We start from the raw sequence: 18,799 nt of genomic DNA, 5'->3' as shown, positions 1-18,799 counted from the left end.
CGCCGGCCGATACCCACGCGATCCCCGTACGGCAGCCGCTGCGCAACGGTGGCGGCCAGAGCAAGTTGCCGCTGCGTCGAGCGTCGTATCCATGCCGTTCCTCCCAGTGTTCGCCGAGGCGCAGTGCGTCGGCCGCGCATTTAAAGCCTTCAGGAAACGATTTTAGCTAGGCAACTCCTTACAAGCTTGACTTGCGCCAACAAACGGCGACCGCGTGCGCTAGGTTAAGATTGTTTGGTAGTAAATTTTTCGTATGTACCTAGTTTTGCATCGACAATCTCCTGACGAGCAGATGCCATATGCCTGTGAGCGGAGTGCTTCTCAACTTTGGGAGTCGTAGGATGATTAGAGCTTGCCTGGCAGTTTTCTTGATCGCAATCGCGACGCCTGGAGGGACTCATGCCGCGGCGTCGCCGGCCGACATGGTCTACCGAAACGGCTATGTCTACACCGTCGATGACAAGGACAGCGTGCAGCAGGCGCTCGCGGTACGCGCCGGCCGCATCGTCTACGTCGGCGACAATGCCGGCGCCAAGCCGCTGATCGGCAAGTCCACCAGGGTCATCGACCTGCACGGCCGCATGCTGATGCCCGGTCTGATCGACGCCCACATGCATCCGCAATCGGGCGGCAGCCGCCTGCTGAACTGCAGCCTGAATTACGAGTCGCTGACCGTGCCGCAGTTTCAGGCGCGCATCCAGGCTTGCCTGGACCAGGATGAAAAGAAGGACCCCGACCGCTGGCTTGTCGTGGTCAACTGGTTCCAGCAGGGGATGCAGCCGGAAGGCGTGGAAACGACTGCCGCCACGCTGGACGCCCTAAAGACTTCCCGCCCGGTGATCGTGCGCTCGTCGTTTGGGCATTCCGCGCAGCTCAATTCGCGGGCGATCGCGCTGGCTGGCATCAAGCGGGACACGCCCGACCCCGCAGGCGGAAAGATCGTCCGCGACTCCAGCGGGCAGGCCACCGGGCTGCTGGAAGATGCCGCGCAGGACATGGCGATGAACCTGCTGCCGCCGCTGACGGTGGCGGAAAACCTCGCCGCCTCCGCCGCTGCGCTGGACGCGATGCGCCGGCAGGGCATCACCAGCTTCCTCGACGCCTGGACCGACCCCGAGACGATGACCGCTTTCGCGACGCTGCACCGCCAGGCCAGGCTGACCGCGCGCGCGCATTTCGCGGTGCTGATCGACCTGGACAAGGGCGCAACGCCGCAAAGCGCCGTCGCCGCCCTGCTGAAAAAGCAAAAACAGTTCGACCAAGGGCCAACGAAGGTGGCGCCATCGATGCAGGTGCGCCATGCCAAGCTCTTCATGGATGGCGTGATCGCCGCGCCTGCCTTTACCGGCGCCATGCTGGAGCCGTACCTGGTCAACAAGGGCACCGACGCCGCGCCCAACTGGCAGCCCGGGCAAAGCAAGGGGCCGGCGAGCTATTTCTCCGCTGCCGCGCTCATGGCCACGCTGGCCGAATTGGCCAGGGCGCATATCGATCCCCACATCCACGCCGACGGCGACCGCGCGGTGCGCGATTCGCTCGACGCGATCGAAGCGCTGCGTGCTTCGCCGTACGGCCACGAATCGCGGCCGTCGATCGCGCATGATGAAATCGTCGCCCCGGCCGACTATCCGCGCTTCGCCCGGCTGAACGTGACCCCGGTGCTTTCCTTCCAGTGGGGCAAGCCGGCGCCGGACACCGTGGGTGCGCTGAAGAACTACCTGGGCCCCGCGCGCTATGCCACCGTCGAGCCGCAGGCGGTGCTGCACGACGCCGGCGCCCGGGTCGCCTACGGCAGCGATTGGCCGGTCGATCCGCTGGACGTCTGGTTCGCGCTCAAGGTCGGGGTCACCCGGACCGCCGCGCCCGATGCGGGCAAGGAGTACGCCGGCCGCCTGACTTCGCAGCATGGCATGCCGCGCGCCGCCGTGCTGCGCGCCATAACGTTGAACGCGGCCTACACGCTGCGCCAGGAAACGACCACCGGTTCCCTGCAGCTCGGCAAACTCGCCGATCTGATCGTGCTGGACCGCAATTTCTTCACGATACCGGACGAGGACATCGCCAACATCAAAGTCTTGCAGACTGTCGTCGGCGGCAAAGTGGTGTTCGAGGCGAAGGACATGCCTTAGGGCGGCATCGCAGCCTGCGATTTTTTGTCCCACACTCAATGCCGTTCCGCACGGCAAGACTCGTCGGCGTCGGCAGGGTGGGAAATCGCCTTATGATAGAGAGGGTGTGCGCATTCATCGTCTTTCTGGCGCACAGTACGGCCCGGTGATGGCGGTTCCAATTTATCTCTGGAATGCTTGGCTTATATGAAGCAGCCCGACCTCATTAACGCGAACCTGGATCCTCCGCTGGTGGATCAGCACTTCCGCGAATTTGCGGATTCGATGCCCCACATCTTGTGGACCGCGGAACCGGACGGCACTGTCGATTATTTGAACAAGGTGTATACGGATTACACCGGGGTGACGCTGGACGTCCCGAGCCAGAGCTGGCTGAACGCGCTGCATCCCGACGACGTCGAGCGCACCATCGCGTCATGGAGCGAAGCGATTGCCACCGGCAACGTCTATTCGGTCGAGTTCCGCGTCATCGACATCGGCACCAACGAATACCGCTGGCAGGGAGTGACGGCCAAGCCGGTCAGGGACGAGCACGGGAACATCAAGAAATGGTACGGCATCGCAACCGATATTCACGAGCGCAAGATCGCCGATGAAAGGGCCAATCTGCTCGCCGCCCGGCTCGACACCACCATCGAAGGCATGTCCGATGGCTTCCTGATGATGGACCGGACCTGGCACGTCATTTACCTCAACCGGATGGCCGAGAAGCTCATGAAGCGGGAAAGATCCGCGCTGCTGGGCAAGGTGATCTGGGACGAATTCCCTGAGCTGGTCGATTCCGTGATGTACCAGGAATGCCAGCTGGCAGTGACGCAACAGCGCGCGGTCGAATTCGAGACGCTTTCGGAAATCTTCGATAACTGGTTCGAGGTGAGAATCTATCCGTCAGCGGACGTCGTCTCGGTTCACTTCCGGGATATTTCGAGCCGCAAGACGGCGGAAGCCGAAATCCAGCGCCTGGCCTTCTACGACCAGCTGACGGGGCTGCCGAACCGGCAACTGCTGCGGGACCGCTTGCAGCACGCGATGCTCGTCGCCAGGCGCGCCCATTGCATAGGCGCGGTCATTTTCATTGACCTCGACAATTTCAAGGCGCTCAACGACACCCAGGGTCACCATAAAGGCGATCTGCTGCTTCAGGAGCTGGCCCGGCGCCTGGCAACATGTGTTCGGGAAATCGATACGGTTGCGCGGCTGGGCGGCGATGAATTCGTGGTCCTGCTCGAAGACCTGAGCCGCGACGCCGCCGCGGCGGCGACCCAGGCCGAGCTGATCAGCGAAAAGGTGCTGGCGGCCGTGACCGAGCCTTGCGATCTGGGCGACTACCACCACACGGGTACGGCGAGCATTGGCGTCACGCTGCTCGACAGTGAGTGCGGCGGCATCGACGAGCTGCTCAAGCGGGCGGACCTGGCGATGTATCGGGCGAAAGCGGCGGGGCGCAATGCGATCCGTTTTTACGATCCGGAGATGCAAACGACGATTGCCGCCAAAACCTCGCTGGAGATGGCGCTTCGGTACAGTATCAAAAATATGCTCTTCACCTTGCATTACCAGCCGCAGCTGGGAGCGGACCAGCGCGTCATCGGCGCGGAAGCGCTGGTGCGGTGGTCGCATCCGGCGCACCAGCAGGTGCCGCCCTCGGTGTTCATTCCGCTGGCAGAGGAAACCGGCCTGATTCATGCGCTCGGCCAGTGGGTGATGCGCGAAGCGTGCGCGCGCCTCAAAGCGTGGGCGACCGACGCGAAGACGGCGCAACTGAGCCTGGCGGTGAACGTCAGTGCCTATCAGTTCCGCCACCGTGACTTTGTGGCCGGCGTATTGCAGGCGATTCATGACAGCGGCGCCAATCCCGGGCTGCTGAAACTTGAGTTGACCGAAAGCGCCCTGGTCAACGATATGGATGATGCCGTCGGCAAGATAGAGGTGTTGAAGGAGCATGGAATACGCTTTTCGCTCGACGACTTCGGCACCGGCTATTCCTCGCTGTCCTACCTGCGCTTCCTGCCGTTCGAGCAGCTGAAGATCGACCGTTCCTTCATCAACCGTATTCCCAACGATACCAAGGACGCGGCGCTCGTGCATGCGATTATCGCGATGGGCCATAGCCTCGGATTGACGGTGGTTGCCGAGGGCGTGGAAACCGAACAGCAGCGCGCCTTTCTGGCCGCGCTCGGGTGCGACGCGTATCAGGGATTCCTGTTTTCCAGGCCAATCGACATCGGCGCATTCCTGCGCTTTCTGGACTGACGGGCGCACACCGGCCTTTGGACGAATAGCAGGGCCGGTACGCTTCAATGCCGAGAATGCGCCGTCAGGTTAAAATCACAACTTCCGCGGTTCTCCGAGCGGCCGATCGGCGCGCGCATTGACATTTCGTTCGATCTCCCCGATGCTGCCGCGCGAATCGCACCGCCATCCGCCAAAAAAATATCCAGAACCAGGAACACCAGATGTCCACTTCGAATTCCACCACTACGCCTCCGTCGCTGGGCCGGCGCATTTCTCTCGCCTTCGCCAATTTTTTCCGCACACTGTCGGACGCCGACTTTGCCGGCCGCGTCGAGCGGATCGACCAGGTGGCCGTGCAGCCGAAACCGGCCGTGGCGCCGAAGCCCGTCGCGCCGCAAATCAAGGAAGCGTCGCCCGACGCAGCCCTCCAGCTATTGAGCCTGTTCCAGCGCGACGCGCGCCTGATCGATTTCGTTCAGGAGAACCTGTCCGGCTTTTCCGACGCCGAAATCGGCGCGGCCGCGCGCGTGGTGCACGAAGGCTGCCGCAAGGTGCTCGCCGAGCACTTCACCATCGCCAGCGTGCGCAGCGAGGCTGAAGGCAGCCGCATTACCCTCAACGATGGCTTCGATGCCGCCGCCGTCCGCCTGACCGGCAACGTGGTCGGCGCCGCGCCGTTCAACGGCAGCCTCAGTCACCGCGGCTGGCGCGCCACCGAAGTGCGCTTGCCCAAGCTGGTCGCCAGCCACGATGCGACCATCTTGGCGCCGGCGGAGGTGGAGCTGTGAGCGCGCCGCGCTATGCCATCGGCATCGACCTGGGCACCACGCACAGCGCGCTCGCCTTCACCGACCTGGCCGCGAGCGACGGCGAGAAAACGGTCCACGGCGTTCTCGAGATTCCCCAGCTGACCGCGCCGGGCGCCGTCGAAGCCCAGTCGCTGCTGCCGTCGTTCCTGTACCTTCCGCACGCGGCTGAAATGGCGCCGGGCGATCTCAACCTGCCGTGGCTCGGCGGCCAGGATCACGTGGTCGGCCAACTGGCGCGCCAGCTTGGCGCGACCACGCCGATCCGCCTCGTATCCAGCGCCAAGAGCTGGCTGTGCCACCCCGGCGTGGACCGCCGCGCCGCGATCCTGCCCAACGATGCGCCGCCTGAAGTGGCGCGCGTCTCGCCGCTGGAAGCATCGATCCGCTACCTGTCGCACCTGCGCGAAGCGTGGGACAACGCCCATCCCGAGGCGCCCTTCGGCGAGCAGGACGTCACCGTCACCATCCCGGCTTCGTTCGATCCCGCGGCGCGCGAGCTGACCGCGGAGGCGGCGCGGGCAGCGGGCTACGATTCGCTCACCTTGCTGGAAGAGCCGCAATCGGCGCTGTACCACTGGATCCAGGCCAGCCAGGGCCGCTGGCGCAAGCAGGTCAAGCCGGGCGACATCATCCTGGTCGTCGATGTCGGCGGCGGCACCAGCGACTTCTCGCTGATCGCCGTGGTCGAGCGCGACGGCAACCTGGAACTGCACCGCGTCGCGGTGGGCGACCACATCCTGCTGGGCGGCGACAACATGGACCTGACGCTTGCGCACGTCGTCGCGCGCAAGCTGGCGGGAGCCGGCACCCAGCTCGACGCATGGCAAATGCGCGCGCTGACCTATGCCTGCCGCGCCGCCAAGGAAACCCTGCTGTCCGATGCGGGCGCCGCGTCGGTGCCGGTGGTCGTACCCAGCCGCGGCTCGAAGCTGATCGGCGGCTCGATCCGCACCGAGCTCACGCGCGACGAGGTCACCTCCGTGATCCTGGAAGGCTTCTTCCCGCAGGTCGATTCGGGCGCACGTCCGGCGGTGCGCACCCGCGCCGGCCTGACCCAACTGGGCCTGCCGTTCGCCCAGGATGCCGGCATCACCCGCCACCTGGCCGGTTTCCTCGGCAGGCAGGTCGCGGCGATCAGCGAGCTCGAAGGCTTCGAAGGCGCCGTCGATCCGGCGGCGACCTTCCTGCATCCGACCGCGGTGCTGTTCAACGGCGGCATCTTCAAATCGTCGCTGCTGGTCGAGCGCACGCTGGCCACGCTGAACGCCTGGCTGGCGGCCGACAACGCCGCGCCTGCGCGCGTGCTCGAAGGCGCCGACTTCGACCTCGCCGTCGCGCGCGGCGCCGCCTATTACGGCTACGTAAAGCGCGGCGAAGGCGTGCGCATTCGCGGCGGCACGGCGCGCTCCTATTACGTTGCGGTGGAGTCGTCGATGCCGGCCATCCCTGGCATGGAGCCCCCGATCACCGCGCTGTGCGTCGCGCCGTTCGGCATGGAGGAGGGCGCCGACGCGGTGCCTATGGAGCAGGAGTTCGGCCTGGTGGTGGGCGAGCCGGTGCACTTCCGCTTCTTCGGTTCGTCCGTGCGGCGCCAGGACCAGATGGGCACCCACCTGGACTTCTGGGGCCCGGACGAACTTCAGGAGCTCGATGAGATCGAGGCGACGCTGCCGGCCGAAGGCAGGCAGGCCGGCGAAATCGTCCAGGTGAAATTGCAGGCCAGGGTCACTGAAGCGGGCACCCTGGAGCTGTCGGCAGTTCCGCGCAGCGGCGGCGAACGCTGGAACGTCGAATTCGACGTGCGTGGCACCAGCCAGGCCTGATGACGCGCAAGCGCCACGTCGTCGGCATCGACCTCGGCACCACCAACACCGTGGTGGCCTTCGCCGCGTCCGGCGGCGACAGCATCGGCCTGTTCGACATCGATCAGCTGGTCGCGCCGGGCGAAGTCAAGGCCGGCGCCTTGCTGCCGTCGCTGCGCTACCATCCGGCCGACGGCGAACTGGCGCCAGGCGCCCTACAGCTGCCATGGGCAGCGACCGAGGGGCAGGTGATCGGAACCCTGGCGCGCAAACTGGGCGCGCAGGTTCCCGGCCGCCTCGTCTCCAGCGCAAAGAGCTGGCTGTCCCATTCCGCCGTCGATCGCCTGGCGCCCATCCTGCCATGGGGCGCTCCGGCCGACGTGCCCAAGTTGTCGCCGGTCGATGCCAGCGCGAGCTACCTGGCCCACGTACGCGCCGCGTGGAACTGGCGTTTTCCGCAGGCGCCGCTGGAGCAGCAGGAGGTGGTGCTGACGGTTCCCGCTTCGTTCGACGAGGGCGCGCGGGCCCTGACCCTGCGGGCGGCGCAGCAAGCCGGCTTGCCCGCGGTGCGCCTGCTGGAGGAGCCGCAGGCCGTCTTCTACGACTGGCTGTTCCGCCATCGCGCAAACCTCGGCGCCGCCCTAGCCAACACGCGCCTGGTGCTGGTGTGCGATGTCGGGGGAGGCACGACCGACTTCAGCCTGATCAAGGTGGACATCCGGGATGGCGAGCCCCAGCTCACGCGCATCGGCGTCGGCAAGCACCTGATGCTCGGCGGGGACAATATGGACCTGGTGCTCGCGCACATGGTCGAAGCGCGCATGAACGCGGAGGAAGGCGGACAGGCGCGCCTGTCGGCGGCCCGCCTGTCGCAGCTTTTAGAGCGTTGCCGCGCCGCGAAGGAGGAGCTGCTCGCTGCCGGAGCGCCGGCCCAGGTCCAGGTGACCCTGCTCGGCGCCGGCGCGAAACTGATTGGCGGCGCGCGCTCGGCCACCTTGACGCGCGATGAAGTCGCGCGCGCCATCGTCGACGGATTCTTCCCGAAGGTCGGCCCGGCGGAGCAGGCAACGCAGCGCCGCGCCGGCATTGTCGAATTCGGCCTGCCGTATGCCAGCGATGCGGCGATCACGCGCCACGTCGCCAGTTTCCTGGCGCAGCACGCCGCTGCCGCGCGCGAGGCCCTGGGCCTGCCGCCGGGCGGCGCGCTCCCGGTTCCGGATACGCTGTTGCTCAACGGCGGCGTGTTCCGCGCCGCGGCCCTCGCCAGCCGGCTCGAAGACACGCTGGCGGAGTGGCGCGGCGCGCCGCTGCACCTGCTGCACAACGACAACCCGGACGTCGCCGTCGCCCGCGGCGCGGTCGCGTATGCGCTCGCGCGCGAGGGCCTGGCGCCAAAAATCGGCGGCGGGTCGCCGCGCAGCTATTTCCTGGTCCTTGAAAACGATACGAAGGCCATTTGCATTCTTCCGCGCGGTAGCGAGGAAGGGCGCGAGATCGTGCTGCAGGATCGGATATTTGCGCTGCGCCTTGGCCAGCCGGTGCGCTTTCACCTGGTGTCTTCGATCGCCGATTCGGGACCCGTGGTGGGGCAGGTGATCGATCTGAGCGACGGCGATTTCGTGCCCTTGCCGCCGATCGCAACCGTGCTGCGCGGCGGCAGCAGGCAGCAGATCCCGGTGCGGCTGGCGACATCGATTACCGAAGTCGGCACGCTCGAGATGCACTGCGTTTCAACCGACGACCAGAGCCAGCGCTGGCTGCTGGAGTTCCAGCTGCGCGGCGATGGCGCGGAGGAGGGGAGCCTGGAAGCCAACTATCCCTTGCCGCCGAATCTGGGCGAGGCCATCGGGAAGATCGAACGGGTGTTCGGGAGCCGCGGCCAGCAGGTTCCGCCGAAGGAGGTGCGCCAGTTGAGGCGCGATCTGGAAAAGCTGCTGGGAGGCCGCGAGCAGTGGCATACGCCGCTGCTGCGCAAGCTGTTCGACGCCTTGCTGCAGCGCGCGCGAGGGCGGCGCCGCTCGGCCGAACACGAAGCGGTGTGGCTGAACCTGGCCGGATTTTGCCTGCGCCCCGGCTTCGGCTATGCGCTCGATCCCTGGCGCATCGAGCAGTTGTGGGCGCTGTTCGAAGCGGGCGTGCAGCATCACTCGAACGCGCAGGCCGGCGCCGAATGGTGGACGCTCTGGCGGCGCGTTTCGGGTGGGCTGGACAAGGACGCGCAACTGCGCCTGCTCGACGACTTCGCGTTCAACGTGCAGGCCGACAAGGCGGAACGGGGCAAGCGCCCGGTCACGCTGGTGCGCGGCAGCCGCGACGAGATGATGCGGCTGGCGGCGTCGCTCGAGCGCATTCCCGCCGCTTACAAGGTCGAAGTCGGCGCCTGGCTGCTCGACATCCTGAAACAGGGCCCCGACGCGCAGGCCCTCGCCGCGCTTGGGCGCGTCGGCGCGCGCCAGCCATTTCACGGCAGCGCGCACGAGGTGGTGCCGCCGGACGTCGTCGCCGATTGGCTCGAAGCGATCCTGGCATTCGACTGGAAACGGGTCGACGCCGCCGCCTTCGCCGCGGCGCACCTCGCGCGCATGACCGGCGACCGCTCGCGCGACGTGCCGGAACCATTGCGGCAACGGATCATCGAACGCCTGGAGGCGAGCGGCGCCGCGCCGGCGTGGATCGCAATGGTGCGCGAGGCGGGCAGCCTGGATGAAGCGGTGGAGCAGCGAATGCTGGGCGACTCGCTGCCGCCCGGGTTGACGCTGATCGACGGACCGCGCGGGTGATCCGCGCGGCGGCACTGGCCGACCTCGATCGGCTGGCGATACTTGAGGAGTCAAGCTTTGTCTGCGATGGCGTGAACCGCCGCAGCATGCGCCAATTCCTGCGCAGCGATGCGGCAGTGGTCCTGCTCGACGAATGCGATGGCCGGCTGCGCGGCCACGTCATAGTGCGCTTTAACGCGCGCCACCGCATCGCGCGCATCTACTCCATCGCGGTGGCGCCCGAATTCAAGGGGCAGGGCGCCGGCCTGGCGCTCGTCAGGGCCGCGGAGGCGGTGGCAAGAGAGCGCGGGCGCCTGCTGGTCCGGCTCGAAATCAGTGTCGACAACGCGGCCTCGCAAGCGCTGTTCAAACGCGCCGGATACGCCGTCTTCGGCGAATACGAGGAGTACTATGAGGACGGCGGCGCCGCGCTGCGCCTTGAAAAGCGCCTCGGCGACACTCTCACATCATCGGACCATGCAAAAACTCATTTCTGAAATCACCCGGCTGTACCTGATGGACGGCCAGCGATACCGCGCCCAGGACGACGCGGCGCCCGCGTCCTTGTCGACCTCCGCGTTCGAACAGCACCTGCTCGGCGTACGCACCATCGCTGTCGAACTGGTGACGGAGCAGGGGCTCACGCGCGCCCTTGTGATGGATTTCGATTCCGGCGATGCCGGCAAGGGCGAGCAGCACTGGCGTGACCTGTGCGTGGTCGCCAACGCGCTGCAGGAGCAGTTGAACCTGCCGGCGCCGGCGGTCAGCATTTCGGGCCGCACCGGTTTTGCGCTCTGGCTCTCGCTGGCCGAGCCGGTGCCGGCGGCCGACGCGCGCGAGTTTATCTACCTGGTGCGCAAGGCGTACCTGCCCGAGGCGGCCCAGCTGCCCGACGATTTGCCGCGTCGCTGGGCCGAGCCGCCGCCGGCGCGCCAGGCCAGCGGCAAGTGGGCGGCGTTCATCCATCCGAGCATGGGTGGCTCGTTCGCCGAGGAGCCCGGGCTGGACATGGCGCCCCCGGTAGGTGCGCAAGTCGGATTCCTCGAAGGCCTCCAAAGCATCACGCCGGCGCAGTTCGCGCAGGCGCTGGCCGCGCTGCGGGGTGACGGATCGCCCGTGGCGACGCCCCATACCCATGTTGCTTCAAGCCTGCTGCTACAGGATGCGACTCTTGAAGATATCGTCAAATTCCTGCATTCGAAAAATATCGAGCCGACCTTCCGGCACATCAAGGGCTAGGGCGCCTTTGACCCCGGCCCGGCGACACGAGTTCCTGGATTGTGGTTCGTCCCCAACGGTTGAAAAAATTCTGTTAATGGATGAGGTTTCGCTCCAAAGCGGGCGCACAATCGTTCGAAAAGCAGACTTCAGATGCCAGGAGAACCACATGTTCCAGATCTCTGTCGTAAATTTCACCCACACCATTGCGGACCTTGAACTGCATCGCGTGGTGCGCGCCATCAACCGCCAGATCGCCGAGGATTTTGCGCCCTATTGGGGATTTGGCGGAAGCCTGCGGGTCGAGGGGCCCGCCGGCGGAAACATCGACGTCGCCGCACTGCAAGAGATGCGCGGCGACGCCATCCTGTACATCGTCGATTCCGCCAGGTCCGACGACGCTCTCGGCTACCACGCCCGCAGCCTGCGCGGCATACCCTACGGCTTCGTCTACCTGGACCTGTGCGCGGAGCTGGGCGACCAGTGGTCCACCACGCTGTCGCACGAGGCGCTGGAACTATTCGCCGACCCCTATTGCAACTTGCTGGTGAAGGGGCCGCACCCGGGCGGCGCCGGCGTTCCTGAGGTGTATCACTATTTCGAGGTATGTGACGCGGTGCAGTCGCAGGTCTATGAAATCGACAGCGTCACGGTATCGAACTTCGTGCTGCCCAATTATTTTTCGACGGATGAATCGGCGAGCGCGCGACGCGATTTCAGCGGCACTGCACTGCGTTCTTTCAACGTCAATCCGGGCGGCTACGTGGGCTTTTTCGATCCGAACAAAGCCGGCGGCGGCGGCCCGGACACGTTTTTTCCAGATGACCGCTCACGGGAACGCTATTCGATCAAGACCGGCGCAGGAGGGATGCCTGGCGCACAGGCGCGCGGGCGGGTGGCGCGGCGGATCACTCCCGACATGGGCTCTGCCATGCCGGGGAGCAGTATCGCTGCCATACGTCCGGGAGATGGACGCGCCACCGGCTAGACGCGCAAACCATCCAGTCCGCGCCGCGGCTTCCTTGTGGGCGTGCGGGCGCGTTTGATACACTGCGTCCTTTAATCGTATCAAGGAAACGCAATGGATCAGGCGCTCTCCCTGCGGGCATGGGCGCTCAAGGCGCTGCTGGAACCGGATCCGGCCGCCAAAGTGGCTGCGGTTGCCGACATGGCCGCGGCCAGCCGCGCGCAACGGTGCGCGACGGACGCCGGCGCAGCGCTTGCGATGACCGGCGAGATTCCGGGACGTCCGCCTCGTCCGGAGCTGGTGCCTCCACGCCTGGTTGGCAGGCGCTCGATGGTGACGGTGGAAGGGCGCGCGATGCTGGTGCACGCCCTGGCCCATATCGAATTCAACGCCGTCAACCTGGCGCTCGACGCGCTGGCGCGCTTCGCCGGCATGCCCGACGCCTACTACTTCGACTGGCTGCGCGTGGCCAGCGAAGAAGCGACGCACTTCTCGATGCTGGCCGCGCACCTACATACGCTCGGCTACGGATACGGCGACTTCCCGGCGCACGACAGCCTGTGGGAGATGGTCGCGAAAACCACCGATGATGTGACGGCGCGCATGGCGCTGGTGCCGCGCACGCTCGAAGCGCGCGGGCTGGACGCGATTCCGCCGCTGCGCGCGAAGCTGGCGCAGGCGGGCGACATGGAAGCGGCGCGCATCCTCGACATCATCCTGCGCGACGAGGTCGGCCACGTCGAAATCGGCAATCGCTGGTATGGCTTCCTGTGCCGCCAGCGCGGGCTGGAACCGCGCGCGACTTATGCGGAGCTGGCGGTGAAATACGCGGCGCCGACCCTGCGCGGCCCGTTCAACCTGGACGCGCGGCGCCGCGCCGGCTTCACGGAAGAAGAACTGCGCGCGCTGCCGGGGTCTGGTCCCGCGGACCTGACGCCATCTTGATATTAATGCAACCGAATGTTGCAACCGCACATTAATTTTTGTAGGCATCGCGAGACAATCCGACGATACTATGCGCGCCGCCGCGACCATCGTAGTCGGGGCGCTGATACTTAACCGCTAATCAATACAACGGAACAACAAATGGACATGCAACTCCAACCCTACACCCAGACGCGCTCATTCATGACGATCTGGATGATCGAACTGTGGGAACGCTTCGGCTACTACGGCATGCAGGCGCTGATCGTGTACTACATGGTGCAGCGTATGGGCTTCGAAGACAGCCGCGCCAACCTGGTGTGGAGCGCCGCCGCGGCCCTGATCTACGTGGCGCCCGCGGTCGGTGGCTGGATCGGCGACAAGGTGCTCGGCACCAAGCGCTGCATGTTCATCGGCGCGACGATCCTGTCGGTCGGCTACGCCCTGATGGCGGTGCCGGCCCAGGACACCCGCTTCCTGTTCGCGGCGCTCGGCGTCATCGTCGTCGGCAATGGCCTGTTCAAGCCCAACACCGCCAACCTGGTGCGCAAGATTTATGAAGGCGACGATTCGAAAATCGACAGCGCCTTCACGATGTACTACATGGCCGTCAACGTCGGCTCCACCGTGTCGATGCTGGCCACGCCGTGGATCAAGGACTACGTCAACGCCACCTATGGCAACGAACTTGGCTGGCATACCGCCTTCGCGTTCTGCAGCGTCGGCCTGGTGGTCGGCATCCTGAGCGGGCTGATGATGCGCGCCACCATCGGCCACATCGGCTCGCCGCCGGACACCCGACCGCTCAACGTCGGCAAGCTGCTGATGGTGCTGGCCGGCGGCGCCGTCGCCGTCGTCGCCTCGGTCGTCATCCTCGAGTACCAGAGCATCGCGCGCGCCTTCGTGTACATCGCCGGCTTCGTCGTGCTGGGTATTTTCGTGCACCTGATCCGCAAGAGCGAAGTGAGCGAGCGCGCCGGCCTGATCGCAGCCCTGGTGCTCACCCTGCAGACCGTGTTCTTCTTCATCTTCTACCAGCAGATGTCGACCTCGCTGTCGCTGTTCGCCCTGCGTAACGTGGACCTCGAATTCAACGTGCTCGGCTCCCACCTGTGGACCTGGTCGCCAGCGCAGTTCCAGGCGCTCAACGCAATCTGGATCATGGTGCTGAGCCCTGTGCTGGCCTTGATCTATTCGCGCGCCGGCCAGAGCGGCAAGGACTTGTCGATCGCCGGCAAGTTCGCGCTTGGTTTCGCGGTGGTCGCGCTGGGCTTCTTCACCTACGGCGTGGCCGGCCAGTTTGCCGTCAATGGCCTGACCTCGTCGTGGATCATGATCGCCGGCTACGGCCTGTATTCGCTGGGCGAGCTGCTGGTGTCGGGCCTGGGCCTGGCGATGATGGCGCGCTACGTGCCGGCCCGCATGGGCGGCTTCATGATGGGCGCCTACTTCGTCGCATCGGGCATCTCGCAGTACCTCGGCGGCGTGGTCGCCAATTACGCCAGCGTGCCGAAGGACGTGACCGATCCGCTGCTCACGCTGCCGATCTACACCAGCCTGTTCAACAAGCTGGGCTTCGCCGCGATCGCCTGCACGCTGATCGCACTGGCCGCGCTGCCGCTGATGCGCCGCCTGACCGCGACCCACCATTCGCACAGCTGATCGATGTCGCCGGTATTGACGACGCCGCGCATGCGGCTCGAACCGATCGGCGACGCGCATTTCGACGGCCTGTTCGCACTCAACAGCGACCCGGCCGTCATGCGCTATATCACCGGCAAGCCGGACACGCGCGAGGACACGCAGGCCGTGATCGACCGCGTCAAGGCGGCCTGGGAGCGCTTCGGCTATTCCTGGTGGGCCTTCATCGAAGTGTCCACCGGTGAACTTATCGGGGCCGGCTGCGTGCAGCATCTGGGCCGCGATCCGGCCAATCCGCTGGAACTGGGCTGGCGCCTGCGCGCCGACAAGTGGGGCCAGGGGTACGCCTCGGAGGCCGCGCGCCGCATGGCCGCCTTCGCGTTCGAGACCACCGACGCCGATCTGGTGACGGCGGTCTGCAATCCCGACAACCGCAAGTCGGCGCTGGTAATGGAGCGGCTCGGCATGCGCTTCCGCGGCGAGGAAACGTGGTACGACATGACCACGCTGGCCTACGAAATCACCCGCGCCGAATGGCTGGCCCGCCAGGGCGATCGCTGATCGCTATCACCCCCTTCAATTAATACAATACTTGCTGTCCGGATTTCCGCTCCCACGTTCCACGGACGAGGGAGCGGCGATCTGAGCACGCCCGCCGTAAGCGGTTTATGATAGAGGATTCGTTACTGCCGCGCCCTTAAACCATGCACCTCGCATGACACCACAGGAGCTAGTGATGACCCGCAAGACCCCTATCGAGCGCTATCGCAACATCGGCATCAGCGCGCACATCGACGCCGGCAAGACCACCACGACCGAGCGCATCCTGTTCTACACCGGCGTCAATCACAAGATCGGCGAGGTGCACAACGGCGCGGCGACGATGGACTGGATGGAGCAGGAGCAGGAGCGCGGCATCACCATCACGTCGGCGGCGACCACCGCGTTCTGGCGCGGCATGGCCGGCAATTTTCCCGAGCACCGCATCAACATCATCGACACGCCCGGCCACGTGGACTTCACCATCGAAGTGGAGCGCTCGATGCGCGTGCTCGACGGCGCCGTCATGGTGTACGACGCGGTCGGCGGCGTGCAGCCGCAATCGGAGACGGTGTGGCGCCAGGCGAACAAGTACGCGGTGCCGCGCATCGCCTTCATCAACAAGATGGACCGCGTGGGCGCCGACTTTTTCCGCGTCCGCGAGCAGATCGCCAGCCGGCTGAAAGGCGTGGCGGTGCCGATCCAGATCCCGCTCGGCACCGAAGACGATTTCCACGGCGTGGTCGACCTGGTCAAGATGCGCGCGATCCGCTGGGATGACGAAACCCAGGGCGTGAAATTCGCCTACGAGGACATTCCGACCGAGCTGCAGGCCAGCGCGCAGCACTGGCACGACAAGATGGTCGAGGCGGCGGCGGACGCGAGTGTCGAGCTGACCGAGAAATACCTGAACGGCGAGACCTTGACTGAAGACGAGATCAAGCAGGGCCTGCGCGCACGCACGATCCGCAACGAGATCGTGCCCATGCTGGCCGGCAGCGCCTTCAAGAACCGCGGCGTACAGGCGATGCTCGACGCGGTGGTGGACTACCTGCCGTCGCCGCTCGACATCCCGGCCATCGCAGGCCACGACGAGCAGGATCACGCGATCGAGCGCCATCCTTCCGACGACGAACCATTCGCCGCGCTGGCCTTCAAGATCATGACCGATCCCTTCGTCGGCCAGCTGACCTTCTTCCGGGTGTACTCGGGCGTCGTCAATTCGGGCGACACCGTGTACAACCCGACCAAGGGCCAGCGCGAGCGGCTGGGGCGCATCCTGCAGATGCACGCCAACGAGCGCAAGGAGATCAAGGAAGTGTACTGCGGCGATATCGCGGCGGCGGTCGGCCTGAAAGGCGTCACGACTGGCGACACGCTCAGCTCACCCGAGCACGTGATCGTGCTGGAGAAAATGGTATTCCCGGAGCCGGTGATCTCCCAGGCGGTCGAGCCGAAAACCAAGGCCGACCAGGAAAAGATGGGCATCGCGCTGCAGCGGCTGGCGCAGGAGGATCCGTCGTTCCGCGTGCACACCGACGAGGAGTCGGGCCAGACCATCATGTCGGGCATGGGCGAGCTGCACCTCGAGATCCTGGTGGACCGCATGCGGCGCGAGTTCGGCGTCGAGGCGTCGGTCGGCAAGCCGCAGGTGGCGTACCGCGAGACCATCCACAAGCCGGCGGTCGACGTCGAGGGCAAGTTCATCAAGCAGTCGGGCGGGCGAGGCCAGTACGGCCATGTGGTGCTCACGCTGGAGCCGAAGGCGCCTGGCACGGGGTACGAGTTCGTCGACGCCATCAAGGGCGGGGTGGTGCCGCGCGAGTTCATCCCGGCGGTGGACAAGGGCGTGCAGGAGAGCCTGCGCGCCGGCGTGCTGGCCGGTTACCCGGTGGTCGACGTGAAGGCCACGCTCACGTTCGGCTCGTACCACGACGTCGATTCGAACGAGAACGCGTTCAAGATGGCCGGCTCGATCGCCTTCAAGGACGCCATGCGGCGCGGCGACCCGGTGCTGCTGGAGCCGATGATGCAGGTCGAAGTCGAGTCGCCGGAGGACTTCATGGGCAACGTGATGGGCGACCTGACGGCGCGCCGCGGCATGGTGCAGGGGATGGACGAGATTCCTGGCGGCGGCGGAAAGCTGATCAGCGCGCTGGTGCCGCTGGCCGAGATGTTCGGCTATTCGACGACCCTGCGTTCGCTGACGCAGGGCAGGGCGACCTACACGATGGAGTTCAAGCACTACGCCGCGGTGCCCAAGCACATCCTTGACCAGGTGGCCGGCGCCGCCAAGGCCGCGCGCCATTGAGGCGCTGGGTCAGGTCCGGCGGACCTGAGCCAGCCCTTGGGCCGCGCCGCCTGCGAAATCAGGCGGCCTTGCCGAATCCTTCCCCAATACGGTACTTGCGGCGACGGTCACCCATCAATGCGCGCAACTCGGCGATCGCCAGTCCCGTGACCTCGTGCGCGCGGATCAGCAGCGACGCGCCGATCGGCAGGCGCTGGTGGCGGATCTTGCTGATCAGCGGGGGCGAAATGCCCAGCTGCCGGCACAGCGCCGCATCATTCTTCACCTTCAAACGCGCCGACAGCTGATCGACAAAGTGATTCGGGTCGTACTGCAGCGGTGCCGCTGCAACTGCATCCAGGCTCTTCATCGTCATCTCCGTTAAAGATTCCACGGTAAATCGTGGTGTTTCCGATAGCAACCAAAAAATATGCGAAAAGAATAAAGAAATCGTTTCGTTGCAAAAACAACACGGCGATCCGCATGTTTGTGTTGCTACGGCTCTGTTTGCCATCAATCCCGCCGCCCTGGCGGCCACTACACTATTTCGGGCGGGCTGCAACGCCAATCATGCGTCGCCGGAAATTTAGCCGTGGAAAGATATTATCATATTGACAGCAAATTAGTTAACAACGCGGTTCCTATCCGCAACAAGGAGAGTTGCCATGGACATTTCACCTTCGAAAAACGACATTCCCTGGAACGGGGTGGAGCGCCGGCGCAATGGCACCTCGCCCGAGCGCGTGGCGATCATGTGCGGCGTCATCCGCCTGCCGCCTGGCCGGTCCCCGGTGCTGCGCCCCATGTCGGATTTTCGATCAGAACCGGCCCCGCAGCCGCACCCGCCGGCCGCCTGAATACGGCATAACGCCAAACGTCCTCCGCTTGCCCCGCAGCAACGCTATACTGTCGCTTTTTCCGCCGAACAGGAGCCGTCGTGAAGGGCGTTGTCTTTACAGAATTTATGGAAATGGTCGAAGCCCGCATGGGCCTCGACATGCTCGACCACATCATCACCGAAGCCGCGCTGCCCAACGACGGGGCTTACACCTCGGTTGGAACGTATGACCACGCGGAACTGGTGCGCCTTGTCACGGCCTTGTCGAATGCGACCGGCCTGAACACGTCGCAACTGGTGTTCATGTTCGGTGAACAGCTGTTCCAGCGCTTTTCCGTCTCCTATCCGGTCTTGTTCGGCCAAGGGTCCAACGCATTCGAATTCCTGTCGGGCGTGGACGGCGTGATCCACGTCGAAGTGCGCAAGCTGTATCCGGACGCCGAACTGCCGAAGCTCGAGTGCGAGCGCCTCTCCGCCAACGAACTGGTGGTGCGCTACAGCTCCCCGCGCGGCTTTGCCGACCTGGCCGAGGGGCTGATCGCCGGCTGCGTCAAGCATTTCGGCGAACCGATCGCCGTCACCCGTATCGACCTCGGAAAGGTCGACGCCAGTCATCGCGCGGATTTTCACCTGGTCCGCGGATAATC

At 65.4% G+C, this 18,799-nt stretch carries 15 protein-coding genes; 14 read left to right on the top strand and 1 reads right to left on the bottom strand.

Annotated elements, in window-relative coordinates; all coding sequences use genetic code 11:
- Positions 1-368: 368 nt before the first annotated feature.
- From Q4S45_RS09875 to fusA, 12 genes are all read left to right on the top strand, one after another.
- Positions 369-2,129: an amidohydrolase gene (locus Q4S45_RS09875; protein ID WP_305511428.1), complete on the top strand. Its 1,761-nt coding sequence runs from the start codon at positions 369-371 to the stop codon at positions 2,127-2,129.
- Positions 2,130-2,315: 186 nt separating this feature from the next.
- A complete protein-coding gene (locus tag Q4S45_RS09870; RefSeq protein WP_305511426.1) occupies positions 2,316-4,382 on the top strand; it encodes a bifunctional diguanylate cyclase/phosphodiesterase in 2,067 nt (688 codons plus the stop codon).
- Between the two features lie 203 nt (positions 4,383-4,585).
- Positions 4,586-5,152 carry a DUF2760 domain-containing protein gene (locus tag Q4S45_RS09865; protein ID WP_305511424.1) on the top strand — a complete coding sequence of 189 codons (567 nt, stop codon included), beginning with the start codon at positions 4,586-4,588 and terminating at the stop codon, positions 5,150-5,152.
- Positions 5,149-6,996 (top strand): Hsp70 family protein, encoded by a 1,848-nt coding sequence (locus tag Q4S45_RS09860; RefSeq protein ID WP_305511421.1) that lies wholly within the window; start codon positions 5,149-5,151, stop codon positions 6,994-6,996. Before Q4S45_RS09865 ends, Q4S45_RS09860 begins: the two co-directional genes overlap by 4 nt.
- Positions 6,996-9,755, top strand: coding sequence for an Hsp70 family protein (locus Q4S45_RS09855; RefSeq protein WP_305511419.1), 2,760 nt, complete (start codon positions 6,996-6,998; stop codon positions 9,753-9,755). Before Q4S45_RS09860 ends, Q4S45_RS09855 begins: the two co-directional genes overlap by 1 nt.
- The gene (locus Q4S45_RS09850; RefSeq protein ID WP_305511417.1) at positions 9,752-10,231 is read left to right on the top strand and encodes an N-acetyltransferase; all 480 of its coding nucleotides are present in this window, start codon (positions 9,752-9,754) and stop codon (positions 10,229-10,231) included. The genes Q4S45_RS09855 and Q4S45_RS09850 overlap by 4 nt, the downstream gene beginning before the upstream one ends.
- Positions 10,212-10,973, top strand: a complete 762-nt coding sequence (locus tag Q4S45_RS09845; RefSeq protein ID WP_305511415.1) for a hypothetical protein — start codon at positions 10,212-10,214, stop codon at positions 10,971-10,973. Before Q4S45_RS09850 ends, Q4S45_RS09845 begins: the two co-directional genes overlap by 20 nt.
- 148 nt (positions 10,974-11,121) lie before the next feature.
- Positions 11,122-11,940 carry a hypothetical protein gene (locus Q4S45_RS09840; RefSeq protein WP_305511413.1) on the top strand — a complete coding sequence of 273 codons (819 nt, stop codon included), beginning with the start codon at positions 11,122-11,124 and terminating at the stop codon, positions 11,938-11,940.
- Between the two features lie 93 nt (positions 11,941-12,033).
- A complete protein-coding gene (locus Q4S45_RS09835) occupies positions 12,034-12,864 on the top strand; it encodes a ferritin-like domain-containing protein (protein WP_305511411.1) in 831 nt (276 codons plus the stop codon).
- 141 nt (positions 12,865-13,005) lie between these two features.
- Positions 13,006-14,505: a peptide MFS transporter gene (locus Q4S45_RS09830; protein ID WP_305511409.1), complete on the top strand. Its 1,500-nt coding sequence runs from the start codon at positions 13,006-13,008 to the stop codon at positions 14,503-14,505.
- A gap of 3 nt (positions 14,506-14,508) precedes the next feature.
- Positions 14,509-15,045, top strand: coding sequence for a GNAT family N-acetyltransferase (locus Q4S45_RS09825; protein ID WP_305511407.1), 537 nt, complete (start codon positions 14,509-14,511; stop codon positions 15,043-15,045).
- A gap of 175 nt (positions 15,046-15,220) precedes the next feature.
- Positions 15,221-17,335: an elongation factor G gene (gene fusA, locus Q4S45_RS09820; RefSeq protein ID WP_305511405.1), complete on the top strand. Its 2,115-nt coding sequence runs from the start codon at positions 15,221-15,223 to the stop codon at positions 17,333-17,335.
- 58 nt (positions 17,336-17,393) lie between these two features.
- Here the strand turns inward: fusA and Q4S45_RS09815 are convergent, their stop codons facing one another.
- Positions 17,394-17,684 carry a hypothetical protein gene (locus tag Q4S45_RS09815; protein WP_308633176.1) on the bottom strand — a complete coding sequence of 97 codons (291 nt, stop codon included), beginning with the start codon at positions 17,682-17,684 and terminating at the stop codon, positions 17,394-17,396.
- Positions 17,685-17,979: 295 nt separating this feature from the next.
- Here Q4S45_RS09815 and Q4S45_RS09810 point away from each other — a divergent pair, with 295 nt between their 5' ends.
- Positions 17,980-18,171 (top strand): hypothetical protein, encoded by a 192-nt coding sequence (locus Q4S45_RS09810; RefSeq protein WP_305511401.1) that lies wholly within the window; start codon positions 17,980-17,982, stop codon positions 18,169-18,171.
- A 107-nt stretch (positions 18,172-18,278) separates the two neighbouring features.
- Positions 18,279-18,797 carry a heme NO-binding domain-containing protein gene (locus Q4S45_RS09805; RefSeq protein WP_305511399.1) on the top strand — a complete coding sequence of 173 codons (519 nt, stop codon included), beginning with the start codon at positions 18,279-18,281 and terminating at the stop codon, positions 18,795-18,797.
- Positions 18,798-18,799 lie beyond the last annotated feature (2 nt).

The sequence above is a fragment of the Massilia sp. R2A-15 genome (assembly GCF_030704305.1).
Lineage (GTDB): Bacteria > Pseudomonadota > Gammaproteobacteria > Burkholderiales > Burkholderiaceae_D > JAFCUW01.
The sequence above is the reverse complement of the archived record's forward strand: the minus strand, read 5'-3'. Positions and strand labels throughout refer to the sequence as shown.